The sequence below is a fragment of the Rhodanobacter denitrificans genome (assembly GCF_003335105.1).
Taxonomy (GTDB): Bacteria; Pseudomonadota; Gammaproteobacteria; order Xanthomonadales; family Rhodanobacteraceae; genus Rhodanobacter; species Rhodanobacter denitrificans_A.
The window spans coordinates 99313-119852 of the sequence record NZ_QFWQ01000011.1; the positions used below are offsets into that span (position 1 = coordinate 99313).

Sequence of the window (20540 nt, forward strand, 5' to 3'; positions counted from 1 at the left end):
GCCGGGCCGAGCTGCGCCCGCGGCATGCCGCCCTGCCCGTGCCTGGATGGCTGGCGCACCGCGCGATCTGCGATGATGGGCGACGCGAGCCTATGTCGGGGGTGGCATGTTGCGGCGGATCAAGGACGTCTGGACGGGCTCGGAGCCTGTCGAATTCGCGAGCGCGTTCGGCATGGACGAATCCGTGGAGCGGCTGCGGGCCGCCACGCGCCGGTGGTCGTTTCCGTTCGCCACGCAGGAATGCGCTGCCGGCACGGTGAGGGAAAACCGCGTGTCGTTGCAGCGGGTCATTCCGATGGTCGGCAACTCGTTCAAGCCGTTCTTCATCGGCAGGTTCGAGCGACGGCAGGGCAAGGTGGTGCTGCGCGGCCGTTTCACCATGATGCTGTTGGTGAAAGTATTCATGGCGTTCTGGTTTGGCATGCTTGCGCTGTTCGCGGTGGCCGGCTCGGTGGCCGCCACGGCATCGCCGAAGGCCGTCATGTTCCCGCTGGCGGCCGTCGGCATGATGGGCTTCGGCGTCGGGCTGACGGCGCTGGGCCGGTGGTTTTCCCGGAACGACCCTGCCTGGCTCACTGATGTCATATGCACCGCGCTGCGGGCGCCATCGGACACCACCGCGCCAGGCCGGAACGCGGCTACTGCCGGCCATGCAGCGACAGGCAAGACACCCGCCTTCATCTACGCGATGACCGGGCTGTTTGTTCTGTTCGGGCTCCTGGGCCTTGTTTCGGCGATCACCGGCATCCAGACCTATCGCGGCGGCCTCGGCGGATCCGTGATCACGCACTATGCGAACGATACGCTGCGCATGGTCGCCGGGGCTGGTTCCATCGCGATGCTCCTCGTCGCCTATGGCATCTATCGCCGGATGCTGTTCGCCTGGAGGGCAGGCTTCGTGCTGCTTGCGGCAAGCATGGCCTACTCGGTCATCGACCCGTTCGTACGCACCGACCTCGGAGATGCGCGCGTACCGGCGCTCGCGTTCGGCGGATTTTCCGTGGTGATCGGCGTGTTCTGGGCACGCTGGTGGCATGCACAGCGCGACCACTTCCACGATTGACGAAGCAGCCCGGAACGCGAAGCGCACGATAAACCCAGCGAAGCGCCGCAGCGGCGCTGCTCCCGCCACTCATCGAGAGATTTCCAATGTCCACCGCACCCCGACCGTCGCTATTCGCCAACCACAACTTCACCCTGCTGTTCGGCGGCAGCACGATTTCGGCCATTGGCGACCAGTTCACCCTGGTGGCCTTGCCGTGGCTGGTGCTGAAGCTCACCGGCGATCCGGCCGCGCTCGGCCTGGTGCTGGCCGCGATGGCGCTGCCGCGTGCCGCGTTCATGCTGATCGGCGGCGCGGTGGTGGACCGCATGTCGCCGCGGCGGGTGCTGCTCGGCGCGCGCGCGGTCAACGCGCTGCTGGTCAGCCTGCTGGCCGTGCTGGTGCTGGCCGGGGCGATCGGGATGGGCATGGTCTATGCACTCGCGCTGGGCATCGGCCTGTCCACCGCGTTCGCCTACCCGGCGGGCTCGGCGATCCTGCCGCAACTGATCCCGCCGCAGCAGCTGCAGCCGGCCAACGCGCTGTTCATGGGCATGCGCCAGCTGAGCATGATCGTCGGCCCGGCAATCGCCGGCCTGCTGATCAGCGTCGGCGCGCACGGAGGTCGCGGCAACGGCGTGACCGATGCCTCCGGGCTCGGGCTCGCGTTCGGCATCGATGCGGTGAGCTTCCTGTTCTCGCTGGGCTCGCTGATGCTGATCCGCATCCACAGCGACCGCCACCCGAAGGCGCCGGTCGGCGGGGTGCTGGCGAACGTCGCCAGCGGTATCCGCAACGTCTGGGCCGACCTGCCGCTGCGCGCGTTCATCCTCTACGCCGCCGTGGTGTCGGTGTTCGTGGGCGGCCCGATCCAGGTCGGCCTGCCGGTGCTGGCCGATACCCGGCTGAACCTGGGCGCCGCGTCGCTGGGCATCCTGATGACTGCCAACGGCGGCGGCATGCTGCTGGGCAGCGCCCTCTCCGGCGTCGCCACCCGCCTGGTGCGCGGCCGGCTCGGCCTGATGGTGCTGGGCATCGACAGCCTCGCCGGGCTGGCGCTGGCCACGCTGGCGCTGGTGCACTCGACCTTCGCCGGCGCCGTGCTGCTGGCCTGCACCGGCATGCTCGCCGGCATCGCGCAGATCGCCATCGTCAGCTGGATCCAGCGCCGCGTGGCGCCGGAGATGATGGGCCGCACCATGAGCGTGCTGATGTTTACCTTCATGGGGCTGGGCCCGCTTTCCGCAGCGATCGCGGGGAGCCTGCTGAAGGCGATCTCGTTGCCGGAGCTGTTCGTGGGCGCCGGGCTGATGCTGACGGCGATTGCGCTTGGCTGCATGGGCAACCCGGCGTTGCGCAGCATTGGTGCGGCGAAGCCCGACATCACGCTGGCGAGCTGAAGCAGCCGGCGCCCTGCACCGCCGCTTCCCGTTCGGGCAACCGGCTCAGCAGCGGCGCACGGCCCGCAGCTTTCCGCTCATCCCGCCGCCGCAGAAAAACAGCCCGTCGCCGCCGGCATCGAGCCCCGACACGCCGGTGCCTGGCGGCATCTCCAGCGCTTCCAGGACTTCGCCGGTGTCGGCGTCGATGCGCCTCAGCTCGCTCGTCTCGCCTTCCCAGATGCCGTGCCAGAGCTCGCCGTCGGCCCAGCTGACGCCGGTGACGAAGCGGCTGGATTCGATGGTGCGCAGTACCGCGCCCGTCTGCGGATCGACCTGGTGGATCTTGCGCTCGCGGTACTGCCCCACCCACAGCGTCCCTTCGGCCCAGGCCAGTCCCGAGTCGCCGCCGTCGCCGGGCGCGGGGATGGTGGCGAGTATGCGGCCGCTGGCGGGGTCGATCTTGCGGATGCTGCGCTCGGCGATCTGGAACAGGTGCCGGCCGTCGAAAGCCGTACCCGCTTCGGCGGTGATCTCGAGCGAACGCCGCATCGTTCCGTTGGCCGGGTCGATCGCGCACAGCCGCTCGCCAGTGGCCAGCCAGACGCTCTGGCCGTCGTAGCTCACCCCTCCCACCTTGTCGATGCCCGGCAAGGTGTATTCGCGGACGATCTCGGCTTTGGCTCGTTTCATGTGGCCATCCTAGTCTCCCGGCAGCGGCGCGGGGAGCAACAAGGCCGTCGCGAATCCCGGCATCGGCGGGGTGGCCCAGCGGCGGGCGCGGCCTCGGCCGACCGGCTGCACCTTGCCGCTGGCAGCCAGCACATCGAGGGTCCGCTGCACGGTGCGCTGGCTGGCGCCCAGCGCCATCGCCAGCGCCGAACTCGACCACGCCTCGCCGTCGGCAAGCAGGGCCAGCACCGCCGTGTGCGCCTCTTCGACCGGGCGCGCCAGCACGACGACCTCGCGTCCGCCGCGCGGCGCCAGCGCGAACCCGCGCGGCGTCGCGTGCACCCCGGCCAGCACGCCGAGCGCCGCACGCAAGCGCCCGATCTCCACGCGCAGGCGCGCGCGATGCGACGCGTCGGCGTGACGCATACGGAAGGCTTGCAGGATCAGCGCATCCCGCGGCACATCCTGCGGCCATGCCTCGCCCAGCGCGCGGGCGAGCGCGAACAGCACCGGCCGCCGTGCCAGCGTCACCGCGGTACCTGCCGCGCCTACGGCATGGCGGCAGGCATCCACCACCAGCGCGTCCGAGGCCAGCAGCGCCTCGATCTCGTCGAGCCGCAGCAGCCGGCCGCCGGCCGCCGCCGGCAGGCGTGCCGCGGGTGCGTCCAGCGTTTGGACGGCGCTTTCGACTTCCGCCGCCAGCGCGGGGATGCGCGCCTGGCGCGCGGCCTCCCCGGCGCGGGCAAGTGCCGCGCGCGCCGCCGTCGCCTGCAGGCGACGCATCGCGATGCCCGCGACGAGCAGTTCGTGGATGGCGCGCAGCGCCGCCGGCAAGGCGGCGGGATCGAGTCCGGCGAGCAGGCGGCCGGCCTCGCCCGGCCGCCCGAGCAGCAGCAGGCGCCGCGCCTGGAGATAACGGGCATGCGCGGCATTTGCCCGGTCGCCGTGCGCGTCGAGCGTGGCCCGCGCCGCGTCGAGCGCCTTCACCGGCCAGCCCAGCTCGCGCGCAGCCAGCGCGATCTCGGCCTCGGCGACGACGCAGCGCGCGCGGGCCACGGCCTCGCGCGGGCCGAACGCGCGCGCGGCGCGCCGCACCAGCGCACGGGCGCGGACGAGGTCGCCCAACTGCGCCATCGCGATACCGCGCAGCGCGAGCGCGGGTGCGTCGTCGCGCAGTGCGACACGGTTCAGTGCGCCGAGCGGGTCACCCGCGGCGAGTGCGCGCGCCGCGGCCACGATCAACGAGTCCATCGGGACGGACTCACCGCGCCGGGCCCGGGGGCAAGCTCCACGAATCCCGCCACACTTGTCACTCCCACCACGCGATGGCCCGGCCGCAGTCTATCCCACGACCACCACGCCGGGCGCCGAGAACGATCGGCACCGGTACGACGCCAACGTGAGGAGAAGCGAGATGAAAAAGATCGCCGTGTGGGGCTTCAGCTGGGTGCCTCCGTTTGCCCAGGGTCTGGTGCGCGACCTGCGCGTTCGCTGGGCGCTCGAGGAGGCGGGGCTGGCCTATGAAAGCCGCTGGATCGATGCCGCGGAGCGCCACTCCGAGACCTACCGGCGCAAGCACCCGTTCGGCATGGTGCCTGCGCTGGAGTGCGAGGACGGCACCCTGATCGAATCGGGCGCCATCGTCCATGCCATCGCCGGGCAGTGCGAGGCGCTGATGCCGGCCGGACTGCGCGCGGAGACGCTGACCTGGATGTTCGCCGCGCTCAACACCGTCGAGCCGCCGCTGTGGAACCTGTTCGTGCTGGATCAGCTGCACGGCGACGAAGCCTGGGCGAAGCTGCGCCGCTCCGGCGCGCTCGACGAGGCGAAGGACCGGCTGGCCGTGCTTTCCGGCTGGCTGGGCGACCGGGAGTACCTGCTTGGCCGCTTCACCGCGGCGGACATCCTGATGGCGACCGCACTGCGCTTCGTGCGCCATGCGGATCTGCTGGCGGAGTTCCCGCCGCTCGCCTCCTACGTCAGGCGCTGCGAGGCGCGGCCGGCGTTCCAGGCCGCCTTGCGCAACCAGGGCGCCGGCTACCTGCAACACGCGCCGGCCGCCGCCTGAGCCCGGGAAAGGAGAGATGTCATGAGCATGCACACGACCGCGACCCGCGAAGCATGGCTGGCCGCGCGGCTGGACCTGCTGGAAGCCGAGAAGGAGCTGACCCGGCGCAGCGACGAACTGGCGCAACGACGGCAGGCATTGCCGTGGGTGCGCGTGGACCAGGCCTATCGCTTCGACACCGAGGATGGCGACGCCTCGCTGGCGGAGCTGTTCCGCGGCCGTTCGCAGCTGCTGGTCTACCACTTCATGTTCGGGCCCGACTACCAGGCGGGCTGCCCGTCCTGCTCGATGATCGCGGACGGCTTCAACGGTTTCGCGGAGCACCTGGCCAACCACGACGTAATGCTGTGGGCCGTGTCGCGCGCGCCGCTGGCGAAACTGCTGGACTACCGGCGGCGCATGGGCTGGAGCTTCCCTTGGGCCTCCGCGCACGGCGGCGACTTCAACCGCGACTACGGCGTCGGGCTGAACGAGCAGCAGCAAAGCGAAGGCTACGAGTACAACTTCCGGAAGAATCCGGCCCTTGCCCGCGCGATGCCGGACGCACCCAGCACGTTCGCGGCGATGTGCGGCGTCGACGGGCGAACCTACCTGCGCGAACTGCCGGGCATGAGCGCGTTCGTGCTGGAGGACGGCGTCGTCCATCACACCTACTCCACCTATGCGCGCGGGCTGGACGGCCTGTGGGGCGCCTACCAGTGGCTGGACCGCGCGCCGCGCGGCCGCAACGAGGCGGGCGGTATCTGGTGGCGCCGCCACGACGAGTACGACCAGCGCGCATAGGCGGGTCCTGGTCGCCAGTGACAAAACAATAAGAGGACGGAGGTAACTAAGTCGCACATGGCGCAACCTGATTACTTCCGTCCCTTTAAATCGCCGCCTGGGTTCCGCCCAGCGCCTTGAGCCGCTTCTTCTCCGCCTTGCGTTCGCGGCGCGCCGCCTTGCGGATCTTACGGTCGTAATTCCACAGGTAGATCGCCGGCGTGCTGAGCAGGGTCAGCAGCTGCGACACCAGCAGGCCGCCGACGATGGCGATGCCGAGCGGCTGGCGCATTTCAGAGCCGATGCCGAAGCCGATCGCCAGCGGCAGCGCGGCGCCCATCGCGACCAGGGTGGTCATGGTAATCGGGCGGAAGCGCACCATCGCCGCCTCGCGGATCGCCTCCGGCGCGGGCAAGCCGCGTTCGCGTTCGGCGACCAGCGCGAAGTCGACCATCAGGATCGCGTTCTTCTTGACGATGCCGATCAGCATCAGGATCGCGATGATCGCCATCATCGAGATCTGGGTCTGGGTCACCAGCATGGCGAGGAACGCGCCGGCGCCGGCGGCCGGCAGGGTGGAGAGGATGGTCAGCGGATGGCCGAGGCTTTCATAAAGAATGCCCAGCACGATGTACATCGCCAGGATCGAGCCGAGCAGCAGCACCATGCCGTTGGACTGGGCCTGCTTCAGGCGCTGGTTGGCGCCGGTGAAATCCACCCGCATGCCGGGCGGCAGGCCCACCGCATAGGCGGCCTGCTCGACCAGCTTCACGCCAAGGTCCTGCGGCACGTCCTTGGCCAGGTTGTAGTTGATGGTCGCGGCTTCCAGCTGGTTGTGGTGGCGCACCCGCAGCGGGCTGATGTTCGGCTCGATGGTCGCCAGCGCGGACAGCGGGATCATCCGTCCCTGCTCGTTGCGCACGCGCACGTTCAGCAGCGACTCGGCGCTCACGTTCTGCGCCGCGCCGGAGCTGAGCACCACCGCGTACTGGTTGATGTCGGAATAGATCTGCGACACCTGGCGCTGGCCGAACGCGTTGTACAGCGCCGAGTCGATCGTGCCGATGCCCACGTGCAGGCGCCCGGCGGCCTCGCGGTCGATCTTCAGCAACTGCTGCTTGCCGACCTGGTCGAAGCCGCTGGTGACGTCGCGGAACTGCTTGACCGTGCGCATCTGCCGCACCATCTTCAGCGCCCACGGCTGCAGGTCGCCGCCGTTGCTGCTGACCAGCTGGAATTCATACTGGCCGGCGCCGTCGCCGCTGCCGCCGCCGCCGAGGAACTGCACGGCGCTGACCGACACCTTCACATCGGGCAGGCGGTCGAACTGCTTCGACAGCCGCTCGATCACCTGCTTGATGTTCTCGTGGCGCTGGCCGGGCCCGCTGCCGCGCGGCTTCAGGTCGACGAACATCTGCGCCGCATTGCCCACCGCGCCGTCGCCGCCGCCGTTGCGGCCGAGCATGGTGAGCAGGTCCAGCACCGTCGGATCGGCCTGCATCAGCGTCGCCACATGCTGCACCCGCTCGGCCAGCCGGTCCGGCGAGATGTTGGCGTCGGCGCGGATGTCGACCTGCAGCTGGCCGGTGTCCTCCTGCGGCATGAAGGTACCGCCGGCGGTCTTCGCCACCGCGAAGCCCAGCGCGAAGGTGAGCAGCAGCAGGGTCAGCGGCTGCCAGCGCATGATGCGGCGATGGCGCATCGCCCAGTCCAGCGCCCGCTCGTAGATGCGCAGCAGGCGGCGGTCGAAGTTCTCCACCGCGCGCTCGAGCCGGCCCGGTGGCTTGCGGATCGCCGACTCGTGCTCCAGCAGGTAGGCGCATAGCGCCGGAGTTAGCGTGAGCGAGACCAGCGCCGAGATCACCACCGCGGCGGCCAGCGTCACCGAGAACTCGCGCAGCAGCATCACCAGCATGTTGTTGCCGAACAGCAGGGGCGCGAACACCGCCACCAGCGACAGGGTGATCGAGATCACCGTGAAGCCGATCTCGCGCACGCCGGTGAGCGCCGCCTGCATCGGCGGGTCGCCGCGCTCCATGTGGCGCACGATGTTCTCGATCACCACGATCGCGTCGTCCACCACGAAGCCGATGCACAACACCAGCGCCACCAGCGACAGGGTGTTGAGCGTGTAGCCCAGCGTCCACATCACCACGAACGCGCCGGCCAGCGACAGCGGTACGCTCAGCGTGGCGATCAGGGTCGGGCGCAGCCGGCGCAGGAACACCAGCATCACCAGCACCACCATCGCGATCGAGATCAGCAGTGCCACCTGCACCTCATGCAGCGCGGACTTGGTGGTCTGGGTGAGGTCGAACACCGCCGACATCGTCACGTTCGACGGCATCGACGCAGCCAGCTGCGGCATCCTGGCGCGGATCGCCTCCACCGTCGCCACCGCGTTCGCCTCCGGCCGCTTGCTGATCTGCAGGCCCACCGTGCGCGCACCGTTGAACCACGCCGCCTGGTACTCGTCCTGCTGGCCGCCGTACACCCGCGCCACGTCGGACAGGCGCACCGGCGTGCCGTTCTTCACCGAGATCAGCAGGCGGGCGAACTCGGCCGGCGTCTGCAGGCCGTCGCTGGCGCTCACCGTCATCTGGGTGCGGCCGTTGCTCAGCGTGCCCTGCGGCGAAGTGACGTTGGCCGCGCGCAGCGCGTTGGCCACGTCGTTGGTGGTGAGCCCCTTGGCGGCCAGCGCGTTGTTGTCCAGCTCGATGCGCACCGAGTGCGGCGTGCCGCCGAACACCTGCACCTGCGCCACGCCGTCGATCTGCGCCACGGCGGGCTTGAGCATGGTGTCGGCGAGGTCGAACAGCTGGTCCTGCGGCAGCCCTGTGGAAGTGAGGGTGAGGAACAGGATCGGGATCTGCGAGGTGTCGAACTTGAAGTACTGCGGCGGCATCGGCATGCCGGTCGGCAAGTCGACCGCAGCCGCGTTGATCGCTGCCTGCACGTCGCGCGCGGCGCTGTCGGCGGTGCGGCTCATAGTGAAGCGCACCATCACCGAGGCGGAGCCCTCGTTGGCGTTGCCGTACATCTCGTCCACGCCGGGGATGCGGCCCAGGTGGCGCTCCAGCGGCGCCAGCACCGTATTCGCCATGGTCTGCGCGCTGGCCCCGGGCTGGTTGGCAACCACGTAGACGCCGGGGAAGTCCAGCGATGGCAACGCGGCCACACCGAGCAGCAGGTAGGCCCACAGCCCGGCCAGTATCAGGCCGAGCGCGAGCAGCGAGGTGCCGACCGGGCGGCGGATCAGCGGGGCGAAAATGTTCATGGCGCTTCCGTGGCTCCAAAGCATACCCGCAGGCGCTGCGTGGCGGGCGCGCACGACGCGTACGCGCGTGGCGAAGCTGCGGCCGGGGCAGGAATTCCATTCATCATGCCGGCTTTATGCCAGTTACCGGCGGACGGCGAATGTGCCTGAAGTCCACCCGTGTCGGAAGGCAGGGGATCGCCCCGGCGCAAACCCGGGGCGATCGCGGTACGGCAGGTGCTCAGCGCGTGGCGGGGCTGTAGCGCAGGGTCAGGAACGCGCTGCGACCCGGCTGGTTGTAGTACCACACGGTTTCGTAGTGGTGGTCGAACACGTTGGCCAGGCGCGCCTCCACCTGCCAGTCCGGCGTGAAATGCCAGCTGGCGCGCAGGTCGGTGGTGGAGTAGCCGCCGAGCCGGTGCCGGTTGGCCGCATCGTCGAAACCGCGCCCGGCGGCGAAGACGGTGGCGCCGACGCCGAAGGCGCCGAAGCGGCGGTCCAGGTCCACCCGCGCGGTGTGCTCGCGCCGGCGCGGCAGCACCTTGCCGTCGTTCGCGCCGCCGTCTTCGTTGCGCGGCTGCAGCCAGGTCAGGTAACCCTGCAACTGCCAGCCGGCGAGGGTGGCGCCAAGCTGGCCTTCCACGCCGCGGATGCGCGCCTTGCTGATGTTGGACGGGTAGTAGTTGGCGTCCAGTGCGATCAGCTGGCTGATGCGGGTCTGGTAGGCGTTCACTGCCCAGTTCCAGCCGGCCAGCTGCTGGCTCAGGCCCAGTTCGGCGCTGCGCGACTTCTCCGGCTTCAGGTTCGGGTTGCCGCTGCCGTACGGGTAGTACAGGTCGTTGAAGGTCGGCGCGTGGAACGCGCTGCCGTAGCTGGCGGACAGCTTCAGGCCGTCATCGAAGTGGTAACCCCATGCCGCCGCGCCGGTGTTGTGGTTGCCGAACTGGCTGTTGTGGTCGCGCCGCGCGGACAGTTCCACCTCGTTGCGGCCGAACGTGCCCTGGTACTGCGCGTAGCTGCCGGTATCGTTGCGGTGGCTGGCGAGGAAGCCGGTGTCGCTGTCGATGTGTTCGCCCTGCCAGTCGATGCCGAGCGTGAGCAGCTGGTTGCTGGCCACGCTGATGTCGTTCTGCCACGACGCCTGGTTGCGCCGCGAATAGATGTAGCCGACGAAGGCCTGGTTCTCGTAGTTGTCGTAGCGGTCCAGGTTCTGGCCCACGCTCAGCGTGGTCTTCCACGCCTGCAGCGGGTTGAAGCTGAGGTGGCTGCCGGCAACCTGCTGCACCGTGCGGCTGCGGTTCTGGTAGCTGCCGTCGTAATGGATCTCGCCGAGGTTGCGCAGCCAGGTGCCACCCAGCTCCGCGCCGTTGTCCCAGCGATAGCCGGCGTTCGCGCTGAGGTTCTTGTTGCGGTAGCCGTCCCGGTCCGGTTCGTCGGTGTAGCAGCCGGCGAACGCCTCGGCGGCGCCGATGCGGCAGGCGTTGATGCCGCGGGTGTGGAGCGCGCCGACGGCGAGGTTGTACCAGGCATGCTGGTCGCCGCCGGACAGGCCGAACTGGCCGCTCAGCAGCTTGTTGCTGCCGGTGGTGACGCTGAACGAGGGTTGCAGGCCGCCGTCGTGCGAACCGCGGCGGGTGAAGATCTGGATCACACCGCCGATCGCGTCGGCGCCGTACAGGCTCGAACGCGGACCGCGCACGATCTCGATCCGCTCGACCTGTTCCACCGGGATCTGCTCGAACGCCGCCAGCCCGGCGCTGACCGAGCCCACCCGCACGCCGTCGACCAGCAACAGGGTGTGGGTGGAATTGGTGCCGCGCAGGAACAACGAGGTCTGCTGGCCGAGGCCGCCGGTCTGGGCGAAGGTCACCCCCGGCAGGCCGGTCAGCAGGTCGGACACCGAAACCGGCTGCAGCCGCTCGATGTCGGCACGGGTGATCACGGTCACCGAGGACAACGCATCGTCGACGGTGATTGCAGTGCGCGTGGCGGTGACGATCACCGGGGCCAGCGGCGCCGCGTCGTTCTGGTCGGCCGCCCGGGCAGCCATCGTGCAGCTGAGCAGGGCCGCTGCCAGCAGGGTCTTCTTCATGTTCGTTCCTCTACGCCGTGCACCCGCGCACGGCTCATGTGTCCAGTGAGCTGGCGACAGGCGCGGGAGGAAGACGGAACGACGGGCAGGCAGGATCGACCGACACGTGGTTCGGCCTCGCCCACCGCGAGCCACCAGGAATCGTTCGGGCCGGTCTCCGGGCTGGCGAGTGGCCGGCGGCGATCCGCAGGCCGCGAGCGGCGCCTTCCCGTGCTTCGCACAGTGGCATTCGCCGTTCGTGGATCTCGCTTACCGTTGCGGGGGCAGCGCCGGCCTTGCTGTGCGTAGCGCACGCGCACCGGCTTCCCGTTTCATCCCTTGGGCGCAGCGCCGCCGGGACACCAGAACCGCGCAACTCTAGCGCCGGGATGCAGCTCGCGCAATCGAGAGCTGCGTTAAGAGCATGTTTTGCGCGCTTGGTTCTACCGTTTCGAATTATCGTTTTTATTACACCGCATCTAGGGGAAATGGGAATTTGGGAAACGATGGTCGCAAATTATTGCTGATTTATAGATAAATATCGTAATTACTTGCTATCCATCAAAAACTTATAAACATTTCATTGACGCCGGTATTTACGCCCCTTTATGTTCGGCGGGCAGGTCGCTCGACACCACGGATACAAGCTTCGGCACGTGAGGTTGCCTGCACGACATCAGTAACCGGCTGCCGGCAAGCATCGGACCGCCGTCCGATGAACAGTTCGGGTTACGCCACCGGCCTGCGGGCTTTCAATCTGGGGAGACACGTTGCTTATGAGCCGTTCCAACAAAATCCATAATCCGAACTGGCGCCACACCGCGCTCGCGGTGGCGCTGAGCATGAGCCTCGGCGGTGTCGCCATGGCCCAGTCCACGTCGGGCTCGATCTTCGGTCAGGCGCCCGTGGCAGCCGGCGAAACCGTGTCCGCCACCAACGCGTCGGGCGTATCGCGCGAAGTCGCGGTGGACAGCGCCGGCCGTTTCTCGCTGAACAACCTGCCGGTGGGCACCTACACCGTCACCCTGAAGAAGGGTGGCGCGGTGGTGGGCACTCGCGAAAAGGTGGCGATCTCCCCCGGCGGCGGCACCTCGGTGAACTTCCAGGCAGCCTCCCCAGGCGTCACCGAACTTGGCACGCTGAGCGTCACCGCCAGCGCGCTGCCGTCGATTGACGTCAGCAGCGTCAACTCCAGCACGGTGATTACCGCCGCCGACCTGCGCAAGCTGCCGGTCAGCCGCAACGCCGAGTCCATCGCGCTACTGGCGCCGGGCACCACCAGCGGCAGCAACTACTTCAATGGCCCGGGTGGGCACGCCCTCGTCTCGTTCGGCGGTTCGAGCGTGACCGAGAATGCCTACTACGTGAACGGCTACAACACCGGCGAACCGTACAAGAACCTCGGCGGCTTCCAGCTGCCCTACGGCGCGATCGACCAGCAGGAAACGCTGACCGGCGGCTACAGCGCCAAGTACGGCCGCTCCGACGGCGGCGTGATCAACCAGATCGGCAAGCGTGGCACCAACGAGTGGCACTTCGGCGGGCAGGTGGCCTGGGAGCCGCGCTTCCTCGAAGGGACCCCGGTCAACAACTATTACGGTCACCCGAACGTTCCCGCGTCGACCAGCCAAGTCAACTATGCGCTGGAAAAGCCGGCTCTGGCAGGCACGCTGCACCAGTACCGCGCCGACAACAAGCAATGGGACACGGTCTACTCGGCCTACCTCGGCGGCCCGCTGATCCAGGACAAGTTGTTCATGTTCCTGGCGGCCGAAACCACCGAGACGCAGTCCAACAACGTGGAAATCGCGTCCAATCGCAAGGTCCAGTACAACAACGACAAGGACACCAAGTTCTACGGCAAGCTGGACTGGAACATCACCGACAGCAACATCCTGGAACTGACCGCGCTGGACAACCGCTCCCGCAACGGCGCGGGGAGGACCTACGCGTTCGACTACAACACGCTGAAGTCAGGTGCCTTCGTCGCTAACAACGACGTGACCAAGGACAATGCCCAGTTCTACCTCGGCCATTTCACCAGCTACATCACCGACGCGGCCACGCTGAGCATCCTTTACGGCAAAGCGAACTTCCAGAATCCGACGATCTACGGCAACACCAGCCCGCTGCCGTTCATTTCGCGCCCCTACAACGAGAACCCGGCCTACCTGCCGCCGGGCACCGGGCCGAACGGCATCACCAATGCCCAGACCAACACCAGCTGGTCCGCGAACAACGCGACCAATGGTACCCATGGCCTGCGCGTCGACTTCGACTACAAGCTGGGCGACCACGATCTGTCCGTGGGCATCGACAACATGACGTACAAGGCCCGCAACCAGGGGCCGAACCAGCAGAATCCGTTCAACCCGGCGCTGAATTACTACTGGCGCTACATCTCTGCCACCACCGTGCAGGCGCGCGAGATCGGCTGGCAAACCAGCATGACGATGACCCAGAAGGCCTACTATCTGCAGGACTCCTGGCAGGTCGCCTCCAACGTGCTGCTGGACATCGGCGTCCGTAACGACCACTTCACCAACTTCAATGACGTCGGCAAGCCGTTCGTCGACGAGAAGAACCAGTGGGAGCCGCGTATCGGTGCCAGCTGGGACGTAAACGGCGACTCCTCGTTCAAGATCTACGGCAACGTGGGGCGCTACTACCTCGCCCTGCCGGACAATGCGGCCGAGCGCGCGGCGAACATCTCGACCTATCTCACCACCAACTACAACTACACCGGCATCGACGCGAACGGCGTTCCGACTGGCCTGACGACGCAGGACACGCCCGCGACGACTTCGCCCGATGGCGAAAAGGGCCTGCCCAAGGATCCGCAACAAGTCACCGCGCGCAACCTGAAGCCGGAGTACCTGGATGAGTTCATCGTCGGCTTCGACAAGAAGCTCAACGAGAGCTGGAACTACGGTGCCAAGGCGATGTGGCGCGACCTCAAGACCGCCATCGACGACGAATGCTCGCCGAGTCGGATCGGCAACAAGTTGTTGGCGCAAGGCGTTGATCCGGCCACGCTCGCGGGGCCTGATCCGACTATTCCCGCGCCGGCTGGCGCTTACTACGATTCGTTGTACGGTGCCAGCTACTGCCGCCTGATCAACCCGGGCCAGACGAACGACATACTCGTGAAGTCGTCTGACAGCGCCCATCCCAATATTCTCGTGCCGATGAGCCAGAAGGACTGGGGTTTCCAGCAGGGCGTGAAGCGCAAGATCGGCTCGCTGAACCTGTACTTGGAGCATCCGTTCGACGGCAAGTGGCAGGCGCGCGTCGACTACACCTACACCCGCGGTTTCGGCAACACCGAAGGCCAGGTGCGCTCCGACTTCGGCCAGGCGGACGTCTCCAAGACCGAAGACTGGGATTCCTGGCAGCTCATGGACGGCGCAAACGGCGAACTGGCCAATGTCCGCAAGCACCAGCTGCGCATCCGCGGCGCCTACCAGATCACGCCCGAGTGGCTGGTGTCCGCGACACTGCTGGCACAGTCCGGCTATCCGAAGGAGTGCCTGGGCTATTACGGCACGGGCGGTTCGGGCAAGGCCTACTATGGTCCGGGCCACGCGGGTGATCCGACCGCCTACAACAACTATGGCAGCGGCAACTACCACTGGTGCAATGGCGTGCGCTACCCCGCAGGGACCCTCGGCCATACGCCGTGGACCGAGCAGCTCAACCTCGGTGTGCACTACGCGCCGGCGTTTGCCGATCACAAGCTCGGGTTCAACCTGGATATCTTCAACGCGCTGGACCAGCAGAGGGCGGTACAGACCGATCCCACCGGCAATAGCTCGTACAACCGTTACACGAACACCCTCAACATCAACAACAGCTACGGCGACGGCATCTTCTTCCAGCCGCCGCGTACGGTTCGTCTGTCGGTTACCTACGACTACTGATCGTATCGGCTGATCCAGGCCTTGAAAGCCACCGGCCTCGGCCGGTGGCTTTTCTTTATCCTGCTGGCGGAGATCGTCGCGGCGAAGCTCCATCCATGATGATCCGGCAGGAATCAATCGACGCGAACGCGCGAGCTCGTTGAGACATACGGACAATGGTGGCCGAGCTCACGATTTCCGCCCATGAAGCTACTATGCCCGCATGAGTTCACAGGACATCTACCCGGCGGAATCCCGCCTGCGCAGGCTCGTCCGGCAATATGTCGACAACCGGCAATGGGACGCTGCGCAAGCAACCCTCGAGTCTCTCGCCCGGCACCTGCCCGGCGATGCCGCGGTGCTGATCGAACTGGCCGATGTCCTGTTCAGACGCGGCCGGTTGCGCGAAGCAACCGCACGCATGTTGCAGGTTGCGGGTCGACTGCCACGGGACGGGCCGCTGATCGTCGGCGTGGCGAAACGCCTCGTTGCCTTTGGCGAGATTCTCGCTGCCCGCGGTTGCCTCGACCTCCTCGCCCAGGCTCCCTCCCCGCCGCCGGAGTTGCTGGTGGCACAAGCCAACCTGCGCTTCAGTATCGGCGAGATCGCCGCAGCGAAGATGCTGATGGAGAAAGCCATCGCGGCCGGCATCGACTCGCCGGGCGCGCTGCACCTGTACGCCATGCTGCTTCAGTTCGGCGGCGACATCGACCGTGCCTGTACGGTGCTCGAAGGGTGCCTGGAACGCTGGCCGCATTTCGGCGATGCCGCCATGGCGCTGGTGAATCTGCATAAGCAGCGGCCGGAAGACCATCCGCTGGATCTCATGCAGGCACAACTGCGCCGCCTTCCCCCAGGCGATCCGGATCCAGCCGCCCGTTTCGTCCGCGCAGAATTCGAATACGCGCAGTTCAAGATACTCGACGATCTCGGGCGCCACGTGGAGGCCTGGCCTGCTTTGGCGCGGTACAACGCCATCATGCACGAACTCAATCCGTACGACGCCACTGCCGAGGCCGCCGTCACCGACGCGTTGATGGACATGCCCCTGCCGGATGACGCGGCCAGGACAATGTCGGCGTCCGCGTTCGAGGGCCCCACGCCCATCTTCATCGTCGGCATGCCGCGCTCGGGTACCACCCTGCTCGACCGGATGCTGTCACGCCATTCGCAGATCGTCTCCGCCGGCGAGATCATCGACTTCTGGCGGCAACTGCACTGGGTCGCGGATGTGTCGCCGGGCCAATCGCGCGAACTATTGGAAACCATCCAGCGCAGTGCAGATATCGACTACGCCGAGCTGGGCGCACGCTACCTCCGGCAGACACAGTGGCGAGCCCAGGGCCGGGCTTACTACATCGACAAGCTGCCAGCCAACATCCGGATGGTCGCGTTCATCCGCAAGGCGTTGCCGCACGCGCGCATCCTGCACATGGTGCGTGACCCGGTCGACACCTGCTTCTCCAACTTCAAGGCCATGTTCGGCAACGTTTCACCGTACAGTTACGACCTGGGCGCGCTGGCTCATTATTACGGGCAATATGCGCGCCTGGCCCGGCACTGGCATGCCCGGTTTCCCGGCACCATGCTCGACGTCCCGTATGCCTCACTGGTACGCGACCCGGAAAACACATTGCGACAGGTACTCGAACACTGTGGACTGGCGCTGGAGGAAGGCTGCCTGAGCCCGGAGCTCAATGCATCACCGGTCGCCACGCCGAGCAGTGCCCAGGTGCGCGAAGCGATTCATACCCGCAGCCTCGATCTGTGGAGGAACTACGCCGAGCATTTGCAACCCTTGCATCTGGCGCTTGGCGAATCACCTGCTCAGGTGCAGCGGTCGTGACGATCTCCCTGCGAACCGTCCGTGGGCGACACGACATGGAGGCATCGTCGCCCATCGTTGTGCGCCCGGTCACGGGTGTGGCGTGATCGACTGCATGTCCGACATCGCGGCCCCATCCCAACCTCGCAAAGGCCGTCCCCTTGATGACCGCGGATGATGTGCCCGCCATGGAAAGTCGCCTTCGCCGCCGCGCCAGGCAATACATGGATGCCGGCCTGATGGATGCCGCGCAGATCACCCTCGAGGCACTTGTCGCACGCGTGCCCCAGGATGCCGATGCCCGCCTGGAACTGGCGGACGTATTGCTCAGGCGTGGTCAGTTGCGCGCGGCAACCCACCAGTTGCTGCAGATCGCGCCGGTACCATCCAGCGACCCCCGGCTGGCTGTCCAGACGATACGACTCCTGTATTTCAACGGCGAAATCCTGGCCGCCCGGACCTGGCTCGAGCGCCTTGAGCTTGCGCCCGACCAACCGGCTCCGCAGCTGGCCGAGCTGGCGCAGTTGCGCTGGATGCTGGGCGAGATACCAGCGGCAATGGCCTTGATGGAACGCGCGATCGCAGTGGGAATCGAAACGCCGGATGCCTGCTACCTGCACGCGATGCTGTCCCAGTTCACCGGCAACATCGCCCAGGCCCGCAGCGTCCTCGAGGCATGCCTGCGCCGATGGCCGAATTTTGGCGACGCCGCGGTGGCTCTGGCGAACGTGCGCAGGCAGACGCGGGAAGCCAATGATCTCGATGCGCTGCGCGAAGGGCTTCGCCGGCTCCCCGAGGACAGCGGCATTGCGGAAGTCCGTGCCGCCCGCGCCGGATTTGACTCGGCGCTGTTCAAGGAGCTGGACGACCTTGGCTGCCATGACGAGGCGTGGCAGGCACTGACGCGCAGCAATGCCCTCATGCATGCACTCCACCCCTACGACGCGGCCGGCGAGACCGCAGTGACCGATGCGATCATCCACGCATCCATGGCCATCGCCGCGATGCCTGCCGAACCGGCTCCGGCCTTCGTGGGTGCCACGCCGATCTTCATCGTCGGCCTGCCCCGCTCCGGCACAACCCTGCTCGACCGCATGCTTTCCAGTCATTCACAGGTGGTTTCGGCCGGCGAGACCAACGACTTTCGCCGCCAGTTGCGCTGGATGACGGACGTCCCCCCGAGCGGTGTTCAAGGCATGCTGACCGCACAGCGGCGCAGCACGGACATCGACTTCGCGGAACTGGGTGCGCGCTATCTGCAACAGACGCAATGGCGCGCGCAAGGGCGGCAGTTCTACATCGACAAATTGCCGATCAATGTCCGGATGGTCCATCTCATCCGTCGTGCGTTGCCGCATGCACCGATTCTGCATATGGTCCGCGAACCGATGGACATATGCTTTTCCAACTTCAAGGCCATGCTCGGCCCTGTCTCTGCCTACAGCTACGACATGCACACGCTGGCGCACTATTACGGACAGTACGTGCGGCTGACCAATCATTGGCACACGAGCATGCCCGGGGCGATGCTCGATGTTTCCTATGCATCGCTGGTGAGCGAGCCGGCGGTCACCCTCCGCCGGGTCCTGGAGCATTGCGGGCTGGCAGCTGAAGACGGTTGCCTGCACCCCGAACGCAACGCGGCGGCAGTGGCCACGCCAAGCAGTGCCCAGGTGCGCGAGCCGATCCATCAGCGCGCCCTCGGCGAGTGGCGGCATTACGCGAGGCAGCTGGAACCCTTGCGGCTCGCGCTTGAGGATTTGCCACGCCAAATCGACGGCAACCCGTGACCCCTTTCTAGTGCGAAGAGGGGGAAATGCTTCTGCCTCGGCAGCCACCCCGCGGATTTCCCCGCGGAGCGGCACCGTCGTTCCAAGGTGATGCCCGGCAGACCATGCCTTGTTACATTTGTCGAGCCAAAACGCGCCCGGATACCTTCTCTCCATGCATATCGCGAATACCTCGGCGGCAGCTGACCGCCTTCGCCGCCAGGCCCGGCAATCCATGGATTCCGGGGAATGGGGTGCGGCGCAGGCCGCACTCGAGTCACTCGCGCAATATGAGCCACGCGACGTTCCCACCCGCATGGCGCTGGCCGACGTGATCCTGCGGCGAGGCGGAATGCGTGCGGCGACACAGCAGCTGCTGCAGGGCATTCCGTCATTGCCCAATGACGCCAGCCTCATCGCGCAGCTGGCGTGGCGCCTGGTGACGAACGGCGAGATCCTGGGCGCGCGCGCCTGCCTCGCACACCTTGGACGCGCGCCGGACCCGCCAGCGGAAGTCCTCAGTGAGCAGGCACACCTGTACTGGGCGCTCGGGGAAATACCGGCGGCGCGGGCGCTGATGGACCGGGCCGTAGCGCTCGGCATCGATACGAGCAGCGAGTATTACCTGAATGCCATGCTGTACCAGTTCCTCGGCAAGGTCGCCGAGGCCGAAAAGGTATTGCTTGCCTGTCTGCAACGCTGGCCGAAGCACGGGGATGCGGCGGTCATCCTGGCGAACCTGCGCAGGCAGACGCTAGAAGCCAACCATCTCGATCTTTTCCTGGACTCGCTTGGCCGGATGCCCGCGGAAAGTACGGACGCACGCGACAAGTTTGCCCGCGCCGAATTCGAATCGGCGATTTTCAAGGTACTCGACGACTGCGGCCGGCACGACGAGGCATGGTCGGCACTGGCACGCAGCAACGCCCTCATGCACGACATCAATCCCTACGATGCGCAGGGCGAGGCGACGCTGACCGACACGCTCGTCGGCATCCCGGATTCCATCGCGGCGGCAAAGACCGACGCGGCAGCGGAAATCACCGGCCCCATGCCCATCTTCATCGTCGGCATGCCCCGCTCAGGATCGACCTTGCTCGACCAGATGCTGTCGAGTCATTCGGATGTCGTTTCCGCCGGAGAGATCCTGGACTTTCAGCGCCAGTTTCACTGGGTGGCCGATGTCGCGCCAAGAAGTGCGCAAGGCATGCTGAAGGCGATCGAGCGCAGCACTGAAATGGACTTCGCGGAGCTTGGGGTGCGATACCTGCAACAGACCCAATGGCGCGCCCAGGGGCATCGTTTCTACATAGACAAGCTGCCGATCAACGTGCGGATGGTGCCCTTCATCCGCCGGGCGCTGCCCCGTGCACCGATCCTGCACCTGGCGCGTGACCCGATGGATGTGTGCTATTCCAACCTGAAAGTCATGTTCGGCAAGGCTTCCCCCTACTGCTATGACCAGCAGGCGCTCGCCCATTACTACGGGCAGTACGTGCGCCTGACGGATCATTGGCGGGCCAGCATGCCCGGCGCCATGCTGGATGTCTCATATGCCGATCTGGTGAACGAGCCCGAGGCGACCATGCGCCGCGTGCTGCGCCACTGCGGGCTGGCGATGGAAGAGGGTTGCCTGCATCCTGAGCGCAATCCGGCGCCAGTGGCCACTCCAAGCAGTGTCCAGGTGCGTGAACCGGTGCATTCCCGCAACCTCGGCCAGTGGCGCCGCTACGCGAGACAACTCGAACCGTTGCGGCTGGCCATCGCCGAACAGGGGATTGCCGTGAGCTGACCGCC

The 20540-nt window shown here is 66.9% G+C and carries 12 protein-coding genes and 1 riboswitch; of the genes, 8 read left to right on the forward strand and 4 right to left on the reverse strand.

Annotation, left to right across the window (positions count from 1 at the left end):
* The first annotated feature begins 106 nt into the window (after window positions 1-106).
* Window positions 107-1063, forward strand: a complete 957-nt coding sequence (locus DEO45_RS15840; protein WP_114345663.1) for a hypothetical protein — start codon at window positions 107-109, stop codon at window positions 1061-1063.
* An 86-nt stretch (window positions 1064-1149) separates the two neighbouring features.
* Entirely contained in the window at window positions 1150-2442 is a 1293-nt protein-coding gene (locus tag DEO45_RS15845) for an MFS transporter (protein WP_114345665.1), read from the forward strand.
* 45 nt (window positions 2443-2487) lie between these two features.
* On the opposite strand, the gene DEO45_RS15850 is transcribed toward DEO45_RS15845, so the two are convergent.
* The gene (locus tag DEO45_RS15850; protein WP_114345667.1) at window positions 2488-3114 is read right to left on the reverse strand and encodes a PQQ-binding-like beta-propeller repeat protein; all 627 of its coding nucleotides are present in this window, start codon (window positions 3112-3114) and stop codon (window positions 2488-2490) included.
* A gap of 9 nt (window positions 3115-3123) precedes the next feature.
* Window positions 3124-4344 (reverse strand): helix-turn-helix domain-containing protein, encoded by a 1221-nt coding sequence (locus DEO45_RS15855; RefSeq protein ID WP_114345670.1) that lies wholly within the window; start codon window positions 4342-4344, stop codon window positions 3124-3126.
* 163 nt (window positions 4345-4507) lie between these two features.
* Between DEO45_RS15855 and DEO45_RS15860 the strand changes: the two genes are divergently transcribed.
* Window positions 4508-5161 carry a glutathione S-transferase family protein gene (locus DEO45_RS15860; protein ID WP_114345672.1) on the forward strand — a complete coding sequence of 218 codons (654 nt, stop codon included), beginning with the start codon at window positions 4508-4510 and terminating at the stop codon, window positions 5159-5161.
* Window positions 5162-5182: 21 nt separating this feature from the next.
* Window positions 5183-5944 carry a DUF899 domain-containing protein gene (locus DEO45_RS15865; RefSeq protein WP_114345674.1) on the forward strand — a complete coding sequence of 254 codons (762 nt, stop codon included), beginning with the start codon at window positions 5183-5185 and terminating at the stop codon, window positions 5942-5944.
* A gap of 85 nt (window positions 5945-6029) precedes the next feature.
* On the opposite strand, the gene DEO45_RS15870 is transcribed toward DEO45_RS15865, so the two are convergent.
* Together DEO45_RS15870 and btuB are read right to left on the reverse strand one after the other, a co-directional pair.
* A complete protein-coding gene (locus DEO45_RS15870) occupies window positions 6030-9200 on the reverse strand; it encodes an efflux RND transporter permease subunit (protein WP_114345677.1) in 3171 nt (1056 codons plus the stop codon).
* Window positions 9201-9420: 220 nt separating this feature from the next.
* The gene (btuB, locus tag DEO45_RS15875) at window positions 9421-11271 is read right to left on the reverse strand and encodes a TonB-dependent vitamin B12 receptor (protein ID WP_114345679.1); all 1851 of its coding nucleotides are present in this window, start codon (window positions 11269-11271) and stop codon (window positions 9421-9423) included.
* Between the two features lie 131 nt (window positions 11272-11402).
* A riboswitch (cobalamin riboswitch) is annotated at window positions 11403-11632 on the reverse strand.
* A gap of 394 nt (window positions 11633-12026) precedes the next feature.
* Here btuB and DEO45_RS15880 point away from each other — a divergent pair.
* The 4 genes from DEO45_RS15880 (at window position 12027) to DEO45_RS15895 (ending at window position 20535) form a co-directional block, all read left to right on the forward strand.
* Window positions 12027-15170, forward strand: a complete 3144-nt coding sequence (locus tag DEO45_RS15880) for a TonB-dependent receptor (protein WP_114345682.1) — start codon at window positions 12027-12029, stop codon at window positions 15168-15170.
* 202 nt (window positions 15171-15372) lie between these two features.
* The gene (locus DEO45_RS15885; RefSeq protein WP_114345685.1) at window positions 15373-16995 is read left to right on the forward strand and encodes a tetratricopeptide repeat-containing sulfotransferase family protein; all 1623 of its coding nucleotides are present in this window, start codon (window positions 15373-15375) and stop codon (window positions 16993-16995) included.
* Window positions 16996-17138: 143 nt separating this feature from the next.
* On the forward strand, window positions 17139-18764 hold the full coding sequence (locus DEO45_RS15890; protein WP_114345687.1) for a tetratricopeptide repeat-containing sulfotransferase family protein: 1626 nt from the start codon (window positions 17139-17141) through the stop codon (window positions 18762-18764).
* A gap of 154 nt (window positions 18765-18918) precedes the next feature.
* Window positions 18919-20535: a tetratricopeptide repeat-containing sulfotransferase family protein gene (locus tag DEO45_RS15895; protein WP_114345689.1), complete on the forward strand. Its 1617-nt coding sequence runs from the start codon at window positions 18919-18921 to the stop codon at window positions 20533-20535.
* Window positions 20536-20540: the final 5 nt, after the last annotated feature.